We start from the raw sequence: 20,975 nt of genomic DNA, 5'->3' as shown, positions 1-20,975 counted from the left end.
CAGCCTGTCGTTGCGCGCATGGCGCGCCCTTCCTTCTGCAAGCAAAGGTATTCCGTTTGTCCAGCCCCCCAATGATCGCGGTAGTCGACGACGACAACGCGGTCCGTGCCAGTATCGACAGCCTCGTTCGTTCCCTGGGTTTTCCCGTCCGTGCCTTTGCCTCTGCCGAGGACTTCCTCGGTTCTGCCGACTTCGCCGACGCCGCCTGCCTGATCACCGACGTACAGATGCCCAACATGAGTGGCGTCGAACTGCACGAGCACCTGTCCCGGCAGGGCGTGCACATTCCCACGATTTTCATTACCGCCTTTCCTGAAGAGGCCGTGCGCAAGCGGGCCATGACGGGCAGTGCCGTCTGCTTTCTCGCCAAGCCTTTTCAGGCGCAGACATTGATCGACTGTCTTGAATCGACATTGATCTGATCCCGCCTTCATATCGGTACTTTGCCGTCGGCAGGCGGTGAAGTGCGCAAGGCATGTGCAAGTTCAATGTGAACTGTCTGTAAAGAGACCGGTAAGCGGCGCGCGGCGTTATTTTCCTGCGAGTCTTTATGAAAAGTCTCGAAAGATCATGACGTTACTTTTAAAAGCGGAAAGGGTCTGCCTGACCAGGACGGTCAGGCGATATGTGGCTGGAAAGGCGAATCGAGTTCGTCCGCTGCATCCAGCGGAATATGGATCTGGATCAAGGCTATCAACTGCGAGAGCTGATAAACGCAGTCGGTCATCACATGCAGGCTGTTGTAATCGCCGTTGATGACGGCGCGATCCATGTAACTTTTGATATGGCTGGCAAATAGCGCGAGTGTCTGCGTGCGTGTGCCGATGTGTTGAATGCAGGTGGCAAAACTGAGCTGATGCCAGTTGTCCGGTGCATGCCCGTGGGGGATCGCCGTTTGCCGGGCGATGGTCGATGCGCCGAGGTCATGGAGGCGCTCATCGAGAAACGCCGCGCATTGTCCGGCACTCTCGCCGATGCGGTGAAACAGCTGGCGCACATCGACGAAACTGACGTTGCGCAGGCGCAGCTCAAGGCTTTGCGCGTATTGCTGCAACTCCTGCGTGGTGGTCAGGTACTGCTGCAACAGGCCGATCAGCTCAATGCGTTCGCTGGCTCGCGAGGCGGTATAAGCACCGTAATGGTTCACGCCCGGCGACAGGGCGTAGCCGGGTTGCACTCTTTTATGGCTGTTCATGACGATCTTCCTCGCAAGTCGCTGAGCATTGATCTGAATCATTGAAGCGATACAGACATTAATTCAGATGCGCAGCGGACTCACTTGTACCTGAATACAACGGCCTGATACGTGGGTACAGGTACCTCATACTTGAGTATTGCTGCGCAGTCTTTGTGCGTTTGTTCGCTATAAAAATATTGACGCCATAAAACTAGCGTCCCTTTTTTCTCAAGTGTTGAGTTATTAAATGCTGAGCACAAATATTGCATACCACGCAGCCCATTCCTGAAAGGGTGAAGAATCCACCCACTTTCATTGATACGAGATTGAAAGAATTCGCTGGCAGAATGGCGGGTTCGTATTTTGCAATTAACTGATTACGCAGATATTCCGGGCCCGGCCTGAAACTCTTTAGTAGTGAGATTGAAAGCGATGCCCACGATTCCCCTGCTGATTTGCGATGACTCCAATATGGCGCGCAAACAGTTGATCAGGGCCCTGCCATCCGATTGGGGTGTGTCGGTGACCACCGCCACCAATGGCCATGAAGGCCTGGAAGCGATTCGCCAAGGATTGGGCCAGGTGGTCCTGCTCGACCTGACCATGCCCGATATGGACGGGTATCAGGCGCTGGCCGCCATGCGTGAGGAAAACCTCGACGCCAAAGTCATCGTCGTCTCCGGTGACGTCCAGGAAGAGGCCGTGCGCCGCACTCTGGAAATGGGCGCGCTGGCGTTTCTGAAGAAGCCGGCAGACCCCATCGAACTGCAGCAGACGCTGGAACGCCTCGGCTTGCTCGGTGATCCGGCCAAGGCGCCGATTGTGGTGCCCAAGGCGGCGCAGGCCAGCATCAGCTTTCAGGACGCCTTCCGCGAAACCGTCAACGTTGCCATGGGCCGTGCTGCCGCCTTGCTGGCGCGGGTGCTGGGGGTGTTCGTGCAGTTGCCGGTGCCCAATGTCAACATTCTCGAAGTCGGCGAGTTGCACATGGCGCTGGCCGATGCCCAGGCCAGCGACCGGCTGACGGCGGTGTGCCAGGGCTATATCGGCGGCGGCATTGCCGGTGAGGCGCTGCTGCTGTTTCACGATTCGGAAATCGCCGACATGGCGCAGCTGATGCGCATCACCGACCCGGAATATTCCGACATGGAGATGCTGCTGGACCTGTCGTCGATCCTGATCGGCGCCTGCCTGAGCGGGATCGCCGAGCAACTCGACATCGAGTTTTCCCAAGGCCATCCGCAAGTACTCGGCGAGCACAGCGGCATTGACGAACTGATCCGCATCAACCAGCAGCGCTGGAAGAAAACCCTGGCTGTGGAGATCAGTTACAGCCTGGAAGGCCACAGCATTCACTTCGACCTGTTGATGTTGTTCACCGAAGATTCGGTAGAGCGGCTGTCGCGCAAACTCGCCTACCTGATGAGCTGATTCATGAACGACCGTATCGACATCAAAGAGCTGCATTGGCTGTTGACCATCACCCAGAGCATCGACGTCGGCGTGGTGGTGCTGGATCAACAGTATCGGGTACAGGTGTGGAACACCTTCATGGAAAACCGCTCCGGCGTGCTGCCCTACGAGGCGGCCAACCGCTCGTTCTTCGAGCTGTTCCCGGAGGTCAACCGTGGCTGGCTGGAAAAGAAGATCGACAGCGTCATCACCTTGGGCACGCCGGCGTTCACCATCTGGGAACAACGGCCGTATCTGGTGAAGTTCAAGAGCTACCAGCCGATCACCGGGCAGGAAGATTTCATGTATCAGAACACCACGATGTTCCCGCTGCGCTCTACCAGCGGCGAAGTCACCCATGTGTGTCTGGTGATCTACGACGTCACTGACGTGGCGACCAACCGGCAGCAATTGCAAGCCGCCAACCGTGAACTGCAAAAGCTCTCCAGCACCGACCGCCTGACCGGCCTGTACAACCGCGGACACTGGGAAGAAGCCCTGCGTCTGGAATATGCGCGGCACCTGCGCTACGGCACCACGGCGGCGCTGGTAATGTTCGACATCGATCACTTCAAGCGGGTCAACGACACCTACGGCCACCAGTGTGGCGACAAGGTGATCCAGCGCGTGGCCGACGTGATTCGCGAGCACATTCGCGACTCCGACATCGCCGGGCGTTACGGCGGCGAGGAATATGCCGTGCTCCTGCCGGACACCGACAAATACGGTGGCGGCATGTTCGCCGAACGCCTGCGGGTGGCGGTCGAAGCGCAGGAAATCCAGCATGAAGGCGAAACGATCCGCTGCACCATCAGCCTCGGCGTCGCCGACATGAACACCCCGCTGAGCGAACACAAGACCCTGATCGAATGGGCCGACCAGGCGCTGTATGCGTCGAAGAAAAACGGACGTAATCAGGTGTCATTGCACGAAGGCTGATGCCAGGCCCCTGAAAGTTTCCCCGCCGCGGATCGTGGGAGTGAGCTTGCTCGCGATGACGGTGGTAGCGGGGTTCGCCGAACGTGCTGGATGCACGCGATACCTGTGGGAGGGAGCCCTGCTCGCGACGGCGTTATATCAGACACCAACGCATTGCCTGCCCCGACGCCTTCGCGACCCTCGTAACCTCGGATCCCTCCCACAGGAAACCGGGTGATGACGCAAATCGCGGGCAAGCGCGCTCCTACGCCTTCGGCAGAATCAAAACATCGACCCGCACCGCCCCTTGTAGGAGTGAGCTTGCTCGCGATTACGGTACGACAGACAACACGATATCGCCTGACACGACGCATCGCGAGCAAGCTCACTCCTACAGGCCTTCGGCAGAATCAAAGACGACATCTGTAGGAGCGCGCTTGCCCGCGATTACGGTACGACAGACAACACGATATCGCCTGACACCACACATGGCGGGCGCGCTCCTGTTCGGCCCGTGGCTCACGACACCTCGGCAAAGTCACTCAACACATCATCACGCAGGGCGATGAAGCGGGCGTCGCTGCGGTTGCGCGGGCGGGGCAGGTCGATGTCGACGATGCGGCGGATGCGCCCCGGATGTGGCTGCATCACCACCACGCGATCACCCAGATACACCGCCTCGTCGACGTCATGGGTGACATGAACCATGGTGATCTTTTCCTGCTGCCAGATGTGTTGCAGCTCTCGTTGCAGACGCGTGCGGGTCAGTGCGTCGAGGGCGCCGAACGGTTCGTCGAGCAGCAGCACGCTGGGGCGATTGACCAGGCCGCGGGCAATCGCCACGCGCTGCGCCATGCCGCCGGAAATCTGATGCGGGTAAGACTCGGTAAAGTCCTGCAGCCCCACCAACTGGATATGCTCACGCACCGTGTCGCGTTTCTGCGCAGGCGTCAGCGGCGCGTTTTTCAGGCCCACGGCGACGTTCTGTTCCACCGTCAGCCAGGGAAACAGCCGGTGATCCTGAAACACGATGCCGCGCTCGAGCCCCGTGCCTTGAATCGGCTTTTCATCAAGCAGGATGCGGCCGTCGAAATCCTCGTCCAGCCCCAGAATCAAGCGCAGCAGGGTCGACTTGCCGCAACCGCTGGCGCCGACGATGGTGATGAACTCACCGGGCGCGATGTCCAGCTGCACGTTGTCCAGCACCTGCAATTGCGTGCCGTCGCCATTGCCGGAAAAGTATTTGTTGATGTTCTCCAGACGCAGGCCGTTGCCCTGCTGTGCCGGAACCGAGTCCCTCGAAAATGCGTGAGTGGCGGCCATGGGGCGACTCCTTGGGCGAAATGGGTTAGCGAGGCGTGATGCCGTAACGGCGTTGCAGATGGCGCTCCAGTTGCCGGGCCAACACATTCAGCGCCCAGCCGACCAGACCGATGATGACCATGCCGAACAGCACCAGATCCATCATGAAATGTTCGCTGCCATCGATCAGCGTGTTGCCGATACCGGCGCCGGACACCAGCAGGTATTCCGCGCCGATGGTCGCCAGCCACGAATAGACCAGCGCCAGGTAGATCCCGGTGAAGATCGAGGGCAGGGCAGCGGGCAGCATCACCCCGAGAATGGTCTGGCGGCGGGTGAAGCCGTAGACCTTCGCGACCTCCAGCAGCGCCGGCGAAACGCTGCGCAGGCCGTCGCAGGTGTTGACCACCACCGGCACCAGCGCCGCCAGCGACAGAAACACCACCTTGGCCGCATCACCGAGGCCGAACCACACGGAAATCAGCGGAATCCAGGCGAACAGCGAAATCTGTTTGAAGGTGTTGAAACTCGGGCCGACCAGGCGTTCGAACAGCCGGGAAAAACCCAGCAGGCAACCAAGGATCAGGCCGAGAAAAGTGCCGATGAAAAAGCCACTGAGATCCCGCGCCAGGCTGGAGGAAATCGCCCGCCAGAATTGCCCGGACGACAGTTGATCCCACGCAGTGACGGCCACCTTCTGCGGTGACACCAGCAGGCCCGAGGTGCTCCAGCCCTGATGACACGCCAGCCACCAGACGGCGACAGCGACAATCGGCACCACCCAGCCACGGTAACGGCGTTTCGCAGCGATGCGAGGAACGGCGAGTGTGCTCATGCCAGCCTCCCCGGAGTGACCGCGCGACCCTTGTTCAGGCGCCTTTCGATGTATTCAAAACTGCGGTCGATCAACAGGCCGACCGCACCGACCACCACCACCGCCGCCATCACCAGATCGAGCTGGAACAACTGGCGACCGTAAGCGATCAGGTAACCCAGCCCTTCACTGGAAGCGAGCAACTCGACCACCACCAGCGACAGCCACGACTTGGTAAAGCCCAGACGCAGACCGGTGAAGATCGGCGCCACCGCAGACGGCAGCACAATATCGGTAACGATCTGGCGCCGGCTGAAACCGTAGGCCTGGCCGACTTCCAGCAGGCGCTTGGGCACCTGATGGAACGCCTGCAAGGTGCACAGGGTCACCGGCACCAGCGCGGCGTGGGCGATCAGCATGTACTTCAGCGGCTCGCCGATGCCGAACAGCAGCAGGGCGAAGGGCATCCAGCCCAGCACCGGAATCTGCACCAGCGCATTGAAACTGGGCAGCAGGTAATCCTCGACGGTTTTCGACAGACCCATGATCAGGCCGAGAAAGATCCCCAGCCCCGAACCGATCAGAAAACCCACGAGCACCCGGGTCAGACTGGCCGATGCGTTGAGCCACAGGTCGCCGCTGCTGAACAGCTCGGTCAGGGTCTGGTAGACGTAGGCCGGTGGTGGCAGCACCTGATCCGACAGCCAGCCGCGTTCGCTGCCCAGATACCACAGCCCCAGCAGCGCGGCGGGCAACAGCCAGGGCAGGCTGCGGTTCAGAATCCGTGACGGCCAGCCATCGCGGTTGCGATGTTTGACCGCTACGCGGCGTGCCGGGCGGGTCGGGAAGTTGGGCAGGCGCTCGACCGGCGCCAGTTTCTTCGCCGGTGCCTGCTGTGGCGCAAGTACCGTGGCGGTGGCTTTGCTCATGGCTTCAGCCTCCGTTGTTGAGCGGCTTTGCGGAGGCGGTGGCATTGCCTGCCGGTGCCTTGCCGTTGGCGCCGTAGGCGGTCCAGAACTGCTCCAGTCCCTGGGACTTGAGCGCGTTGTTCAGGTACTTGGTTTCAAACCAGCCGTCGATGCTGACCGGACGCCGGATCAGCTTTTCCTCCTTGGCCTGATCGGCCACCGCCTGATAGCGCGAGCGCACGAACTCATCCACCAGCGGCGAGGCACTGTCACGCAGCGCCAGGTGGCCGAAGTCGGCTTCGAGCGAGGCCAGTGGTTCGTTGGTCTTGGACCACTCGTTCAACACGGCGCTGCGGTTGCCGTCTTCCGATGTCCACTTGGCCGCGTTGACCAGCGTGTCGACCACTTTCTGTACCTGCTCCGGGTGTTCCTTTTCGTAAGCGCCGCGCACCACCAGCGCGCACTGGCGGGTGTAGCGCACGTCGTTTTCCGGGTTGTCGAAAATGATGTCGACCAACCCTTGATCGCGCAGTTTGAACAGCTCGCGACCGCCGAACGCGGCATCCACACCCTTGGACGCCAGCGCGGCCTGAGTGCTGCCGTTGTCCAGATTGATCACTTTCAGATCACGCTCGGCCAGACCGTGCTCGGCCAGCAGATTGATCGCCACCAGCTGCGCGTTGGTGCCACGGAACAGCGCGACCTTTTTGCCTTTCAGGTCTTCGATGGTCTTGATGTCGGAGCCCTTGGGCACCGCGATGTAGACGTTGGAGCGCACACCGATGGCGGCCAGCAGTTTGGTGTCCAGGCCGTTGGAACGGCCGACCACCGCTGGCAGGTCGCCCTGATAGGCGAAGTCCAGTTGCTGGTTTGACAGCGCTTCGTTCACCGCCGGGCCGGCGCCCTTGAAGAAGAACCACTGAATCTCGGTGCCGGTGCCTTCAAAGGCTTTTTCCAGCAACTGCTGATTGCGCACGATGCCCAGCGACGATCCGCTGAACGTCACTGGATCGCCGCCGCCCGCGCTGGCGACACCTACGCGCAGCACGTCGGCTTCGGCCAAGGGCATCATCAGCAGCGCCGCCAGTGCGGTAGCTACGCTCGTTTTGCTGAATACAGATGGTCGCTTGGCCTTTGCCATGAGAGTTCTTCCTTTGAAAAAAATGGGATCAGGCCGCCAGGTGTTTCTTGTCGGCTTCAGTGGCAGGGGAGAGGGTTTCGGGCGTCGGTTTGATCGCCTGGCTGGAACGGCCATCGACACCGACCGGAATGTCACCGGCCACCGTGGTGCGGCGAACGATGCGCTGAGCCTGGCCGTAATCGTTGATAGCGATGTGCTGCGTGGCGCGGTTGTCCCAGATCACCACGTCGCCTTCGCTCCAGCGCCAGCGCACGGTGTTGTCGATTTGGGTGATGCGGTCGTGGAACAGGCGGATCAGCTGTTTGGAGTCGTTGCTGCTGACGCCGAGAATCTGCTTCACGAAGTGGCCGAGGATCAGGCTGCGCTCGCCGGTTTCCGGATGCACGCGCACCAGCGGGTGTTCGGTTTCATAGACTTCGGCGGTGAACTGCTCGCGGTAGCGCTTGAGGCCGTCTTCGCCGGTGTCTTTTGGCGCGGCGTAGTCATACAGGTTGGTGTGCAGGGCGCGCAGGTTGTCGGCGAGGGCTTTGAGCGGCTCTGGCAGATCGGCATAGGCGGCTGCGGTGTTGGCCCATACGGTGTCGCCGCCGTAGGGCGGAATGACCACGCCACGCAGGATGGAGATCTTCGGGTAGTTGGCGACGAAGGTGACGTCGGTGTGCCAGGAGTTGGCGCGGGTTTCTTTTGAGTCGAGGTTCAGGATCGCCGTGCTCTTGTCCGCCGAACGCACGGTCGGATGCGGCACCTGGTCGCCGAAACGGCGGGAGAAGCTTTCATGTTCCTCGTCGGTGAGGAACTGGTTACGGAAGAACAGCACCTTGTGTTTGAGCAGGGCCTGATGAACGGCATCGAAGTCTTGTGCGGAGATATCACCAGAGAGCTTGATGCCGCTCAACTCGGCACCGATGCGTCCTGCCACGGGGTTGATCTGAATCGCCATGTCCTGAACTCCTGTTTAGGTTGTTGTGGCTCAGATCGTAAAGATATAAATGCGTGGCTGTCTAATCACCATTTGTCCTAAGTATAGAAGGGCTGTTTATGTGGCCTGTTTATGAAAATAACTGAATTACATAACGATATTTCAAAATAGACTCGATGTGTCGGCTGCAATGAACTCTGTGGGAGGGAGCCCTGCTTGCGATAGCGTCCTTTCTGCTACTGAGATTCAGGCTGGCCCACCGTTTTCGCGAGCAGGGCTCCCTCCCACAGAAGATCGGTGCTGGAAATGCCACCCAGGCGCTCGATGAAACCCATCAGCCACCTGTTGCGAACGCCATTTTTCTCTGCTAATTTCCAAAATGTTAACGATGACATTTCCGCTTTAACAATAAAAACAACGGGATTTTTCGCCATGACAACTCGCCTCAAGAAAGGCTTTTCCACCGTTCTCTGCTCGCTTGCCGTGGCTGTCGCCTGTGCAGGCAGTGTCTCGGTTCAGGCCACCGACGCGGCCAAGCCCGCTCCGCTGAAAATCGGTGCCTCGTTCCAGGAAATCAACAACCCGTATTTCGTGACCATGAAGGACGCCCTGCAGGACGCCTCCACCAGCATTGGTGCGACCCTGCTGGTCACCGACGCGCGCCATGACGTGTCCAAGCAGATCAGCGACATCGAAGACATGCTGCAGAAGGGCATCGACGTGCTGATCATCAACCCGACCGACTCGGTGGGTGTGCAGTCCGCCGTGAAACAGGCCCATGACAAGGGTGTGGTGGTGGTCGCGGTGGATGCTCAGGCCAACGGCCCGCTGGACGCTTTCGTCGGCTCGAAGAACTTCGACGCCGGCGTGCAGGCCTGCGATTACCTGGCGAAAAACATCGGCGGCAAGGGCGATGTCGGCATTCTCGACGGCATCGCCGTGGTGCCGATCCTTGAGCGCGTGCGCGGCTGCAAGGAAGCGCTGGGCAAATACCCGGACGTGAAGATCGTCAGCATCCAGAACGGCAAGCAGGAGCGTGATCAGGCGCTCAGCGTGACCGAAAACATGCTGCAGGCGCAGCCCAACCTCAAGGGCCTGTTCAGCGTCAACGACAATGGCTCGCTGGGGGCTCTGGCCGCCATCGAATCCAGCGGCATGGACGTCAAGCTGACCAGCGTCGACGGCGCGCCGGATGCGGTGAAGGAAATCCAGAAACCGAACAGCAAGTTCATCGCCACCTCGGCGCAATACCCGCGCGATCAGGTACGTCTGGCCCTGGGCCTGGCACTGGCCAAGAAGTGGGGCTCGCAAGTCCCGGCGACCGTTCCGGTCGACATTCTGCTGGTGGATCAGGCCAAGGCCAAAACCTTCACCTGGTGACGGACACGTTGTTGCTCGCCTGATGGCCTGGCTGTCCGGCGAGCGGCACGGATTCACGCGCATTGCGGTTTGACGAGGTGCCCATGAGCTGCCTTCTGCAATTGGAAAACATCTGTAAAAGCTACCCCGGCGTGCAGGCGCTCAAGTCGATCAACCTGTCGGTCGAGCGCGGCGAGATTCACGCGCTGCTGGGTGAAAACGGCGCGGGCAAATCGACCCTGATGAAGATCCTTGCCGGGGTCGAACATCAGGATCAAGGCAGCATCCGCATCGACGGTGCCGAGCAGCATTTCGCGACGTACAACGAAGCCATCGCTGCTGGCGTCGGTATCGTTTTTCAGGAATTCAGCCTGATCCCGTACCTGAACGCCGTGGAGAACATTTTCCTCGGCCATGAACTGGTCAACGGCCTCGGTCTGCTGCGCAAGAAAGACATGCGCGAAAAAGCCATCGCCCTGTTCAAACGACTGGGCGTGAGCATCAATCTGGATTGTTCGGTACAGCACCTGAGTGTGGCCGAACAACAATTCGTCGAGATCGCCAAGGCGCTGGCCCTGGAAGCGCGTCTGTTGATCCTCGACGAACCCACCGCGACCCTGACGCCGTCGGAAGCCGATCTGCTGTTCGACATCATGCGCGAGCTGAAAAGCCAGGGCGTGGCGGTGATCTTCATTTCCCATCACCTGGAAGAGATCTTCCAGGTCTGCGACCGCATCAGTGTGCTGCGCGATGGCGCCAACGTCGGTGCGCTGACCGTGGCCGACAGCGACATCGACACCCTGGTGGAGATGATGGTCGGCCGGCGTCTGGAAGCCAGCTTCCCACCCAAGCCAGACCGTGCGCCGGGCGAAGTGGTGTTGCAGGTGCGCGACATCCAGCTGACCCGCAACGGTCCGCACAACAGCTTCAACCTGCACAAGGGCGAGATTCTCGGTTTTGCCGGGCTGGTCGGTTCCGGTCGCACCGAGCTGGCGCTGGGCGTGATCGGCGCCTTGCCGGTGGTCAGCAAGGACGTGCTGCTGCGCGGCCAGCCGGTCAACCTCAGCGACCCGGCCCATGCGCTGGCCAACGGCATTGGCCTGTTGCCCGAGAGCCGCAAGAGCGAAGGGCTGATCGTCGATTTCAGCATTCGCGAGAACATCTCGCTGAACAACCTCGGCAAGTACGAAGGCGCGGCCCGACTGATCGACCGCAGCAAGGAACACAGCACCACCGCCGAACTGATGCGGCAGTTGTCGATCAAGGCACCGACCTGTGAAAGCCGGGTGCTCAACCTCAGCGGCGGCAACCAGCAGAAAGTGGTAATCGCGCGCTGGATCAACCATCACTGCGACATCCTGATCTTCGACGAGCCGACCCGTGGCATCGACGTCGGCGCCAAGGCGGAGATCTACAACCTGATGCGCAAACTCACCGAACAAGGCTTCGCGATCATCATGATCTCCTCGGAACTGCCGGAAATCATCGGCATGTGCGATCGCGTGGCCGTCTTCAACAAGGGCGCCATCGTCAACGTGCTGCAGGCCAGCGACATCAACCCGCAAGAAGTGATGCGCCATGCCACCGGGAGTCTGAACAGTGAACACCTCCATTAAAACCATGACGGCGCAACCCGGCCGTCTGAAGCTCAATGTCGCGCAGATGATCCGCTCGCCGGCGTTCTACCCCTTCGTTGGCCTGGTAGTGGTGACGATCTTCATGATCTTCGCCAGCGACAAGTTCCTCACTGCCGCCAACCTGGAAAACATCGCCCGGCAGGTGTCGATCAACGCGATCATCGCGGTGGGCATGACCTGCGTGATTCTCACCGGCGGCATCGATCTTTCGGTGGGCCCGGTGATGGCCTTGTCCGGCACCTTGACCACCGGGTTGATGGTGGCGGGCGTACCGGCGCCCATCGCGATTCTCATCGGTCTGCTGATTGGCGTGGGCTTTGGCGTCGGCAACGGCATCTTCGTCGCCTACCTGAAAATGCCGCCGATCATCGTCACCCTGGCGACCATGGGCATCGCTCGTGGACTGGGCCTGATGTACACCGACGGCTACCCGATTTCCGGCATGCCCGAGTGGTTCGCCTGGTTCGGTCGCGGCACGCTGTTCGGCATTCAGGTGCCGATCCTGATCATGTTGCTGACCTACTTCCTGGCCTGGGTGCTGTTGCAGCACACCCGCGTCGGCCGCTACGTCTACGCTATCGGCGGCAACGAAGAGGCCGTGCGCCTGTCCGGTGTGCGCGCCTCGCGCTTCAAACTGCTGGTGTACTCGATCAGCGGCCTGACGGCTGCGATTGCCGGGCTGGTGTTGTCTTCGCGTTTGATGAGCGGACAGCCGAATGCCGGCGTCGGCTTCGAACTGGATGCGATTGCGGCGGTGGTACTCGGCGGCGCGTCGATTGCCGGCGGTCGCGGCGTGATCATCGGCACCCTGGTGGGCGCCATGCTGCTGGGCGTGCTCAACAACGGTTTGAACATGCTCGGCGTTTCGCCTTATGTGCAGAGCGTGATCAAGGGGGCAATCATTTTGCTGGCGATTTTCATCAGCCGGCAGCGGCATAAATAATTTGGGCGGTGACTGATACGACGCCATCGCGAGCAAGCTCACTCCTACAACGAGTGCGTCGCCTGTAGGAGTGAGCTTGCTCGCGATGGCGTCCGGTCAGGTACCGATGATCTCGAACCAATATTGGCGATTTCAGCCGTTATCCAAACATCCTCAACAGGTGAACCGACATGGAACAAAACACAACAAACACCATGCAAGCCGTCGTCTGCCACGCGCCGAAGGACTACCGTCTGGAGCGCATCAGCAAACCCGTGGCCCGTGCCAATGAGCTGGTGATCCGCATCGGCGCCTGCGGCATCTGCGCCAGCGACTGCAAATGCCATTCGGGCGCGGCGATGTTCTGGGGCGGGGAAAGCCCGTGGGTCAAGGCCCCGGTGGTGCCGGGTCACGAGTTCTTCGGTTGCGTGGATTCCATCGGCGAAGGCGCCGAGGAACACTTCGGGGTCAAGGTCGGTGACAAGGTCATCGCCGAGCAGATCGTGCCGTGCGAGAAGTGCAAATTCTGCAAGTCCGGCAAGTACTGGATGTGCGAAGTGCACAACATTTTCGGCTTCCAGAAAGACGTCGCCGAAGGCGGTATGGCGCAGTACATGCGCATCCCGAAAACCGCCATCGTGCACAAGATTCCCGAATCCGTTTCGCTGGAAGACTCGGCGCTGATCGAGCCGATGGCCTGCTCGATCCACACCGTCAATCGCGGTGACGTGCAGCTCGACGACGTGCTGGTGATCGCCGGCGCTGGCACCCTGGGTCTGTGCATGGTCCAGGTCGCGGCGCTGAAAACGCCGAAGAAACTGGTGGTCATCGACATGGTCGACGAGCGCCTGGAACTGGCGAAGAAATTCGGCGCCGACGTGGTCATCAACCCGAGCCGCGACAACGCCAAAGAGATCATCAACGGCCTCACCGACGGCTATGGCTGCGACGTGTACATCGAAACCACCGGCGTGCCGGTCGGCGTGACCCAGGGTCTGGACCTGATCCGCAAACTGGGCCGCTTCGTCGAGTTCAGCGTGTTCGGCGCCGAAACCAGCGCCGACTGGTCGATCATCGGCGACCGCAAGGAACTGGACGTGCGCGGCGCTCACCTGGGCCCGTACTGCTACCCGATCGCCATCGACCTGTTTGAACGCGGCCTGGTGACCTCCGAAGGCATCGTCACCCACGACTTCGGCCTGGACGACTTCGCCGAAGCGTTTGAACTGGCGAACTCGACCCGTTCGATCAAGGTGCTGCTCAAGCCAGTAAATGGCTAAAGATCGCTTCTGCCCGAAGGGCGTGGAGCCGGCTTGCTGGCGAAGGCGGTGGGACAGGCACTGCAAGGTTGCCTGATCTGAAGCATTCGCCAGCAAGCCGGCTCCCACAGGAGAAACATAATCCCCCTGTGGGAGCGGATTTATCCGGTAAATGGCTAAAGATCGCTTCTGCCCGAAGGGCGTGGGAGCCGGCTTGCTGGCGAAGGCGGTGGGACAGGCGCTGCAAGGTTGCCTGAACTGAAGCGTTCGCCAGCAAGCCGGCTCCCACAGGAGGAACGTAATCCCCCTGTGGGAGCGGATTCATCCGCGAAGGCGTCGGCATGAGCGCCGTTGATTCGGCGGTACACCCCATAACAAGAGAGTGCGTGAAGATGGAATACGTCATCGGGGTCGACATCGGCACCCAGAGCACCAAGGCGTTGCTGGTCGATGCCCACGGCCGCATCGTCGCGCAACACAGCCACGGCTACAAAGTCGACACGCCAAAACCGCGCTGGGCCGAGCAATGGCCGCAGGTGTGGCTCGACGCCGTGGAAACCTGCATCGCCGCCTGCATGCGCAAAAGCGGCGTGCCCGCAGACAGCGTCAAATCCCTGTGCGTCAGCAGCCTCTACGGTGGCTCCGGCATTGCCGTGGATGCGCAGATCAAACCCTTGTACCCGTGCCTGATCTGGATGGATCGCCGGGCCGAAGAACAAGTGGAGTGGGTCAACCGCAACGTCGATCTTGACCGGCTCTACCGCATCACCGGCAACTCGGTGGACAGCTACTACGGCTTCACCAAGATGCTCTGGCTCAAGGACAGGCAACCGCAGGTCTGGGCCGACACCCGCTACCTGCTGCCGCCCAACAGCTACATCAACTACTGCCTGACCGGCGAAATCGCCGTGGATCACAGCTCCGCCGGCAACATCGGCGGGGTCTACGACGTGGCCGCGCGCAACTGGTCGGGCGAGATGCTCGACGCCCTCGGCATTCCGCAATCGATGATGCCGCAGCGGCTGGTGCAGTCCGGCGAAGTGGTCGGCGGTCTGCGTGAGGACTGGGCCGAACGGCTGGGCCTGAGCGCCGGCATTCCGCTGCTCGGCGGTGGCGTCGATGCAGCCATGGCGACCTTCGCGGCGGGCGTGACCCAGGCCGGCAACCACGTCGCCATGATCGGCACCAGCATGTGCTGGGGCTACCTCAATCAGCAGGTCGATGCACGCCACGGCCTGGTGAGTTTTCCCCACGTCTTCAATGGTCTGAACGACCTGTACATCTTCGGCGGCGCGATCACCGCCGGTGCTTCGGTCAGTTGGTTTCGCGAGCAGTTCTGTCAGGCCGAAGAACAGCAGGGCCGTGACAGCGGCGAAGACAGCCACGCCATTCTCGAACGCGCGGCGACACAGATTCCAGCCGGCAGCGACGGCGTGCTGTTTCTGCCGTATCTGATGGGCGAACGCAGCCCGGTGTGGGACGCCAAGGCCAGCGGCAGTTTCGTCGGCCTCAACCTCTATCACAGCCGCGTCCACCTGTACCGCGCGGTGCTGGAGGGTGTCACGTTTGCCCTGCGGCACAACATCGAGGCCGGCACCAAAGGCGCGCAATCGCTCGACCCGCAACTGATCGTGGTCGGCGGTGCCAGCCATTCGGACCTGTGGATGCAGATCATCGCCGACGTCACCAATTACCCGGTCTACACCATCGTCCAGGAGGTCGAAGCGGCCCTCGGCGCGGCGTTGCTGGCGGCCCATGCCGTGGGACTGGTGGACGAAGCGCAGGTACACAAGGGCTGGGTCCAGCTGGAGCGTCGCGCCGAACCTCAGGCTGAAAACGTCGAGCGCTACACGCGTCTGTTTGCCGATTACGTGGCGCTGTACCCGGCGCTGAAACCGATCATGCACCGCCTGCAGGGAGCCTGAATGTGAACACTGCCCGATTCGATTTCAGTGGCCAGCGCGTGCTGGTCACCGGGGCCAGCAGCGGCATTGGCCGGGAAGTCACCCGCCAGTTGCTCGACAGCGGCGCCGAGGTGTACGCCATGGGTCGCGACCCGGTGGCGCTGGATGAACTGGCCGCGCTGGGCTGCCGGGTGTTGCCGGTGGAAATGTCGGATCACCGACAGTTGGCCGCCGTGCTCGCCGAGTTGCCGGTGATGCACGGGCTGGTCAACTGCGCCGGGATTTCCATTCTGGAAGCGGCCACCGAAGTCAGTGCGGCGGCGCTGGATCAGGTGATGGCCGTCAACGTACGTGCGGCGGCGATGGTTGCCGGCAGCGTGGCGAAGGCGATGATTGGTGCGCAGGTCAAAGGCAGCATCGTCAACGTGTCGAGCCAGGCCTCACTGGTGGCGCTGGACGATCACCTGAGCTATTGCGCCTCGAAAGGCGCGATGGATGCGATGACCCGCGTGCAGTGTGGCGAATGGGGCAAACACGGGATTCGCGTCAACAGCGTCAACCCCACCGTTACCCTCACGCCCATGGCGCAAATGGCCTGGAGCGAACCGAGCAAACGCGACCCGGCACTGGCGGCGATCCCCCTCGGGCGGTTTGCCGAAACCGCGGAAGTCGCGGGACCGATCCTGTTTTTGCTGAGCGATGTGGCGTCGATGATCAGCGGCGTGGCCTTGCCGATTGATGGTGGTTACACCAGCCGATAACGACCGGATTCGTCCATTGTGGGAGCCGGCTTGCTGACGAATGCGGTGGGGTCCATTGTGGGAGCGAATTCATTCGCGAGAGGTTTTTTCGGGCAACGCATCCTTGTCGCCTGATCCATCTTTCGCGAATGAATTCGCTCCCACAGATCCGGTTGCGAATGCACCAGCCGCTAACGGGGGGATGCGGCCATTTGACGCTTTTGTCCTGGCAAGCGGATTGTTTATCAGGCACATGACCTGTGGGAGGGAGCCCTGCTCGCGAAGACGGTAGGTCAGTCGATGCAAGGTTGACTGAACCGACGCTTTCGCGAGCAGGGCTCCCTCCCACGGGATTCAGGTTGCCAGACGGGTTTCGGTACGCCGCCACATTGCCGGTCAGGACCTACTTTCCGGCGCCGTTCTCCAACTCCCCGACAATCACCACCCTGGCCTTCGGCACGTAGCGATCCTGAATCCGCTCCAGCAGCAATGTCACTGCACTGCTGCCAGCCAGCGAAGCATCGTGGGCGATACAGGCGATGGGAATGCCGAAGATATCGGCGAAGGGCAGGCGGTCGATGCCGCAGATCGGCAGGCTGTCGTGGGCGATGCCACGGTCGCGCAGGGCGCGCATGGCCCCCAGGGTGATCAACTGGTTGAAACCGAAAATCGCGTCCGGCACCGGCTGCTCGTTGAGGTAGGCAAGGGTGCTTTGGTACGACGGCTCCAGAGTGTAATCCCCGGCGAACACATCCAGCTGCACCGGCTTGCCGCTTTCCGCCAGCGCCGCCTTCACGCCCTTCAGACGCTCCTCGGAAATCCGCGAATGCGCCGGCCCGGTCAGTACCAGCAGGCGTTGCAGGTCCGGGTTCTGCGCGAGCAGATAACGCGCGCCCTTCAGGCCGCTGTGGTAGTTGTCCAGCACCACATGGCTGAACGGACTGTCGTGCAGCGCGCGGTCCAGTTGCACCACGGGGATGTCGCCGTTGCTCAGACGGCTGAGGTACGCCGGCTGATAGGCCGGTTCGTCCGACACCGGCGACAGCACGATCCCCGCCACGCGATAACTGAGCAGGGTGTCCACCGCCTTGCGCTCCAGCTCCTCGGAACCGTCGGTGTCCACCAGCATGATGGTGTAGCCGTGTTTCTTCGCTTCGCGGGAAATCGCCTTGATCATTTCGCTGTAGAACGGGTTGTCCACGGAGGCGGTGATCACGCCGATGATCAGGCTCTCACTGCGCTTGAGACTGCGAGCGAACGCGTTCGGCACGTAGTCCAGCTCCTGCGCCACTTCGAGGATGCGCGCCAAGGTGGCTGGCTTGACCAGATCAGGCTTGTTCAACGCGCGGGACACCGTGACCGGCGTCATGTTCACCCGGCGGGCAATGTCGGAAATGGTGACAGGCGTCTTCTTGCTCATGGACTTCGGGTGGCCTTGAAACACGGTCGTTGCTGAGGGCCAAGGCTAGCACGGCAGGAGGGGCGAGCGGGCAGGCAAATCCGCCATCGTGCGGCGGTTTGCCCCCCGACCTGACGCCTTAGAAGGAACCGGCGCTGCTCAGCTCCGGTTGAGCGACCAGAACGTTGTTCGCACGTTCTTGCCAGCGAATCTGAGCAGGGTCTTTTTCGTCACGCACAATGCATTTCCACTCGTAGCTGCTGTTCTTCTTCAGCCAGACCACACCCTGCCAGAGCGGGTACTGACTGGCGTCCTCCAGGCGCACTGCGCTGGCCGGATTCCAGTTACCCAGCTCATTGCCGGAACCCACCGCATACACGCTCTGACCCATCTGTGTGTAACCGTCGGCGCACAGCAAGTGAACCCTGACCAGATTAGGGTCGCGTGTACCGCGCCAGATGCGAATCTTGCCGTTCTCAGCAGTCAGCACCGATGTAAAGCCGCTCGGTACGTCAGCGTTCGGCAGATCGGAGTCGAGTGCGAGCATCAGGGTTTGAACGCTGCCGGTGGTCTCTGCGACCAGCCCGGAGTACTTGTCGAGGAAGCGTACCGGAGAGTCGGCGCGGATGTCGGCGGCCTTGCGAATGGCGATCAATTGGCGAATCAATGCGCCTCGTGGCCAGTCGTACATGTCCGGCCAGTACACCGTGGGCGTGCCCGGCGTGGTGAGGATGTAGGCGTATGCCTTGTCTCGCAGCTCCTCGGGCAATGCCCAGTGATGCTGGCCGTTGCCCGCGCCCGGTGAGTAACCGGTGTCGTGGTTGTCGACAAAGGTCACGGCGATCGCTCGCCAGGCCGGGTCCGGGTTGCCGTTCAGGCCATTGCGCCAGTCGGCGATGCGGCCGTTCTGCAGGCGTTCCTTCAGGGCGAAATCGAACACCGTACAATGCGACTTGTCCGACCAGGCCTTGAGAGCGTCCTGCCAGCTTGCGTTGTGGCGCCAGTCATTGGCGGGGTATTCGTTGGGGGCCTGCCACAGTTCGCCCACGCAAAAGTGCGAGTTACCGAACGCCTTCATCCAGGCGTCGACGGTCGGTGCGGCGTAGCCTTTGACGAAATCGAAGCGCAAACCGTCGGCACCGTACTGATCACGCAGCCTGGCAAACTCCTGAGCGAAAAGGTCCGCGACTTCCGGGCGTGAGGTATTGAGATCGGCATCGCCGCCCATGAACGGCTCGCCGTCGTCGCACTGAGCACAGCCGTCGCGCCAGCTGTTGCGGTCACCCAATACGGGCGCGAGTGCCGGGTCCATATGGGCACGATCCATATGGTTGGGCACGACGTCGTAGATGACCTTGACCTGCGCCTGATGCAGCGCCGTGACCGCCTGCTTGAGCTCGGCTTCGCTGCCGTAGGCGGTGTTCTTGTCGAATGACTGCCAGAAGTAACCTTCGCCGCCGCCTGAATTACCGCTGGCTGCGTCACGCCACTGCGACGTATCGCGCCATGGCACCGGCATCCAGACGGCGGTGAAACCATCTCGACCGATCTCGGCGGCCTTGTCGTTGAGAACCTTGTACCAGCTGTCCGGTTTCGAACGGCTGGCGTTCCAGTGAAAACCTTGCAGAAGGATTTCATCACCACCATCATTGCGCATGCCCTGGGCGGTATTGCCCTGTACATCCTGAGCTTCGGCCGGCGCCTGCAAAATTCCCGTCAGCAGTGCGGCGACCAGCATGGCAGCGCTTGCCATGCCTGTTGTGGTCTGGCTTTTCATCACTAGGCTCCTTGCCGGTGAGAGAGCATCAGATTGCGCCTGAAATCCAGTTCTGTAACCTGTCAGAAATGACAATCGCCCCGAGGGGCCTCAAGCGTCGGCGGTGAAGCCCTGCCGACGCCCTGTGTATTTTTTGTTGTGGAGCCACCATGTCTGCCTCTTCTACCCGCGATTTCTTCATCGCCGCCTGTGCGTTGCTGATCGCCATGCTCGGCACCACGTTGCCGACCCCGCTGTACGCGATCTACCAACAGCATTTGGGCTTCGATTCCAGCTGGCTGACGATCATTTTTTCCATCTATGCCGCCGGAGTGATTTCGGCGTTGCTGGCGGTCGGCAGTTGGTCCGATCAACTGGGGCGCAAGCCGTTGCTGCTGGCCGGGTTGTTGATGGGGGCGCTTAGCGCACTGATTTTCCTGTTCACCGATTCGATTGGCGGGCTGATGATCGGGCGGGTGTTTTCCGGGTTTTCCGCCGGCATCATGACCGGCACCGCGACCGTGGCGGTGATCGAGCTGGCGCCCAAAGGCTGGAAGAACGCGACGCTGGTGGCGACCGCCGCCAACATGCTGGGTCTGGGGATGGGGCCGCCGCTGGCCGGTTTCACGTCGCAGTATTTGCCGGACCCGGTGCATCTGGTGTTCTACGTACACCTGGCGCTGCTGTTGCTGGCCGGGTTGGGGGTGGCGATGATCCGTGAAACGGTGGTTCGGCCGGCCAACCTGCAATTGCGCATTCAGAAACCTTCGGTGCCGGCCTCGGTGCGCAGTGTGTTCATTCCGGCGTCCATTGCCGGGCTGGCCGGTTTCAGCGTCGCCGGGCTGTTCACCAGCATGGTGCCGTCGGTGCTGATTCACATCATGCAGATCCACGGCGGGCTGCTGATAGGCGCGGTGATCGGTCTGTTCTTCATCGCGTCGATCTGCGGCCAGGCGCTGTTGCGTCACTTGCCGCCACACCTGCACATGACGCTGGGTTGCGTCGGGCTGATTGCCGGGATGATCTGCCTGGGGCTGAGCATCGCCACGGCGCAACTGGTGCTGTTGATCATGGCCGGGCTGCTGGCGGGGGCCGGGCAGGGCATGATCCTGCGCGCCGCCATGGGCGCGGTGACGGCGAGCAGTCCACCGGATCAGAAAGCCGCGGTGACTTCCGCCTATTTCGTCGTGCTGTACATCTCGATTTCGCTGCCGGTGGTGGCGGTCGGTTTCAGCGTTCGGGCGTTCGGTCTGCAACCGGTGGGTGAGTTCTTCGCTTCGCTGGTCGCGGTGGTGGCGCTGCTGGCGATGATCAGCATGAAGCGCGTGCAGGCCCGCCAGGCCGATGCGGTTCCGGCAGGACGCTGAG

The 20,975-nt window shown here is 61.3% G+C and carries 19 protein-coding genes; 10 read left to right on the top strand and 9 right to left on the bottom strand.

Annotation, left to right across the window (positions count from 1 at the left end; translation table 11 throughout):
* Positions 1 to 56: 56 nt before the first annotated feature.
* Entirely contained in the window at positions 57 to 422 is a 366-nt protein-coding gene (locus ACIPL0_RS26490) for a response regulator transcription factor (RefSeq protein WP_400596208.1), read from the top strand.
* Between the two features lie 194 nt (positions 423 to 616).
* On the opposite strand, the gene ACIPL0_RS26485 is transcribed toward ACIPL0_RS26490, so the two are convergent.
* Positions 617 to 1,195 (bottom strand): hypothetical protein, encoded by a 579-nt coding sequence (locus ACIPL0_RS26485; RefSeq protein ID WP_400596206.1) that lies wholly within the window; start codon positions 1,193 to 1,195, stop codon positions 617 to 619.
* A 414-nt stretch (positions 1,196 to 1,609) separates the two neighbouring features.
* On the opposite strand from ACIPL0_RS26485, the gene ACIPL0_RS26480 reads away from it, so the two are divergent.
* Positions 1,610 to 2,608: a response regulator gene (locus ACIPL0_RS26480; RefSeq protein WP_400596204.1), complete on the top strand. Its 999-nt coding sequence runs from the start codon at positions 1,610 to 1,612 to the stop codon at positions 2,606 to 2,608.
* A 3-nt stretch (positions 2,609 to 2,611) separates the two neighbouring features.
* A complete protein-coding gene (locus ACIPL0_RS26475; protein ID WP_400596202.1) occupies positions 2,612 to 3,568 on the top strand; it encodes a diguanylate cyclase in 957 nt (318 codons plus the stop codon).
* Between the two features lie 498 nt (positions 3,569 to 4,066).
* Here ACIPL0_RS26475 and ACIPL0_RS26470 read toward each other — a convergent pair whose 3' ends face one another.
* The 6 genes from ACIPL0_RS26470 to ACIPL0_RS26445 form a co-directional block, all read right to left on the bottom strand.
* Complete coding sequence (locus ACIPL0_RS26470) at positions 4,067 to 4,870, bottom strand: ABC transporter ATP-binding protein (protein ID WP_400596200.1); 804 nt, start codon at positions 4,868 to 4,870, stop codon at positions 4,067 to 4,069.
* A 25-nt stretch (positions 4,871 to 4,895) separates the two neighbouring features.
* Positions 4,896 to 5,684, bottom strand: coding sequence for an ABC transporter permease (locus tag ACIPL0_RS26465; RefSeq protein ID WP_400596198.1), 789 nt, complete (start codon positions 5,682 to 5,684; stop codon positions 4,896 to 4,898).
* Positions 5,681 to 6,592: an ABC transporter permease gene (locus tag ACIPL0_RS26460; RefSeq protein WP_400596196.1), complete on the bottom strand. Its 912-nt coding sequence runs from the start codon at positions 6,590 to 6,592 to the stop codon at positions 5,681 to 5,683. The genes ACIPL0_RS26465 and ACIPL0_RS26460 overlap by 4 nt, the downstream gene beginning before the upstream one ends.
* 4 nt (positions 6,593 to 6,596) lie before the next feature.
* Positions 6,597 to 7,712 (bottom strand): ABC transporter substrate-binding protein, encoded by a 1,116-nt coding sequence (locus ACIPL0_RS26455; RefSeq protein ID WP_400596194.1) that lies wholly within the window; start codon positions 7,710 to 7,712, stop codon positions 6,597 to 6,599.
* Between the two features lie 28 nt (positions 7,713 to 7,740).
* Positions 7,741 to 8,652, bottom strand: coding sequence for a TauD/TfdA dioxygenase family protein (locus ACIPL0_RS26450; RefSeq protein WP_400596192.1), 912 nt, complete (start codon positions 8,650 to 8,652; stop codon positions 7,741 to 7,743).
* Positions 8,653 to 8,867: 215 nt separating this feature from the next.
* Entirely contained in the window at positions 8,868 to 9,065 is a 198-nt protein-coding gene (locus tag ACIPL0_RS26445) for a hypothetical protein (RefSeq protein WP_400596191.1), read from the bottom strand.
* Between ACIPL0_RS26445 and ACIPL0_RS26440 the strand changes: the two genes are divergently transcribed.
* The 6 genes from ACIPL0_RS26440 to ACIPL0_RS26415 all read left to right on the top strand — a co-directional run bounded on the left by ACIPL0_RS26440 (position 9,064) and on the right by ACIPL0_RS26415 (position 16,473).
* Positions 9,064 to 10,011: a substrate-binding domain-containing protein gene (locus ACIPL0_RS26440; protein ID WP_400596189.1), complete on the top strand. Its 948-nt coding sequence runs from the start codon at positions 9,064 to 9,066 to the stop codon at positions 10,009 to 10,011. The genes ACIPL0_RS26445 and ACIPL0_RS26440 overlap by 2 nt on opposite strands.
* Positions 10,012 to 10,094: 83 nt before the next feature.
* The gene (locus tag ACIPL0_RS26435) at positions 10,095 to 11,606 is read left to right on the top strand and encodes a sugar ABC transporter ATP-binding protein (protein WP_400596187.1); all 1,512 of its coding nucleotides are present in this window, start codon (positions 10,095 to 10,097) and stop codon (positions 11,604 to 11,606) included.
* A 4-nt stretch (positions 11,607 to 11,610) separates the two neighbouring features.
* Positions 11,611 to 12,570, top strand: a complete 960-nt coding sequence (locus tag ACIPL0_RS26430) for an ABC transporter permease (RefSeq protein ID WP_400596547.1) — start codon at positions 11,611 to 11,613, stop codon at positions 12,568 to 12,570.
* Between the two features lie 170 nt (positions 12,571 to 12,740).
* Positions 12,741 to 13,829, top strand: a complete 1,089-nt coding sequence (locus ACIPL0_RS26425) for an alcohol dehydrogenase catalytic domain-containing protein (protein WP_400596185.1) — start codon at positions 12,741 to 12,743, stop codon at positions 13,827 to 13,829.
* 371 nt (positions 13,830 to 14,200) lie between these two features.
* Positions 14,201 to 15,733: an FGGY-family carbohydrate kinase gene (locus ACIPL0_RS26420; protein ID WP_400596546.1), complete on the top strand. Its 1,533-nt coding sequence runs from the start codon at positions 14,201 to 14,203 to the stop codon at positions 15,731 to 15,733.
* Positions 15,734 to 15,735: 2 nt separating this feature from the next.
* Positions 15,736 to 16,473, top strand: a complete 738-nt coding sequence (locus ACIPL0_RS26415) for an SDR family oxidoreductase (protein ID WP_400596183.1) — start codon at positions 15,736 to 15,738, stop codon at positions 16,471 to 16,473.
* 382 nt (positions 16,474 to 16,855) lie between these two features.
* Here ACIPL0_RS26415 and ACIPL0_RS26410 read toward each other — a convergent pair whose 3' ends face one another.
* Both ACIPL0_RS26410 and ACIPL0_RS26405 read right to left on the bottom strand, forming a co-directional pair.
* A complete protein-coding gene (locus ACIPL0_RS26410; RefSeq protein WP_400596181.1) occupies positions 16,856 to 17,872 on the bottom strand; it encodes a LacI family DNA-binding transcriptional regulator in 1,017 nt (338 codons plus the stop codon).
* Between the two features lie 118 nt (positions 17,873 to 17,990).
* Positions 17,991 to 19,628 carry a glucan 1,4-alpha-maltotetraohydrolase domain-containing protein gene (locus ACIPL0_RS26405; RefSeq protein ID WP_400596179.1) on the bottom strand — a complete coding sequence of 546 codons (1,638 nt, stop codon included), beginning with the start codon at positions 19,626 to 19,628 and terminating at the stop codon, positions 17,991 to 17,993.
* Positions 19,629 to 19,777: 149 nt separating this feature from the next.
* On the opposite strand from ACIPL0_RS26405, the gene ACIPL0_RS26400 reads away from it, so the two are divergent.
* Positions 19,778 to 20,974 (top strand): MFS transporter, encoded by a 1,197-nt coding sequence (locus ACIPL0_RS26400; RefSeq protein WP_400596177.1) that lies wholly within the window; start codon positions 19,778 to 19,780, stop codon positions 20,972 to 20,974.
* The last annotated feature ends 1 nt before the right edge of the window (position 20,975 follow it).

It is taken from the genome of Pseudomonas sp. NPDC090208 (assembly GCF_044746785.1).
In the GTDB taxonomy this organism is placed as follows: Bacteria; Pseudomonadota; Gammaproteobacteria; order Pseudomonadales; family Pseudomonadaceae; genus Aquipseudomonas.
The sequence above is the reverse complement of the archived record's forward strand: the minus strand, read 5'-3'. Positions and strand labels throughout refer to the sequence as shown.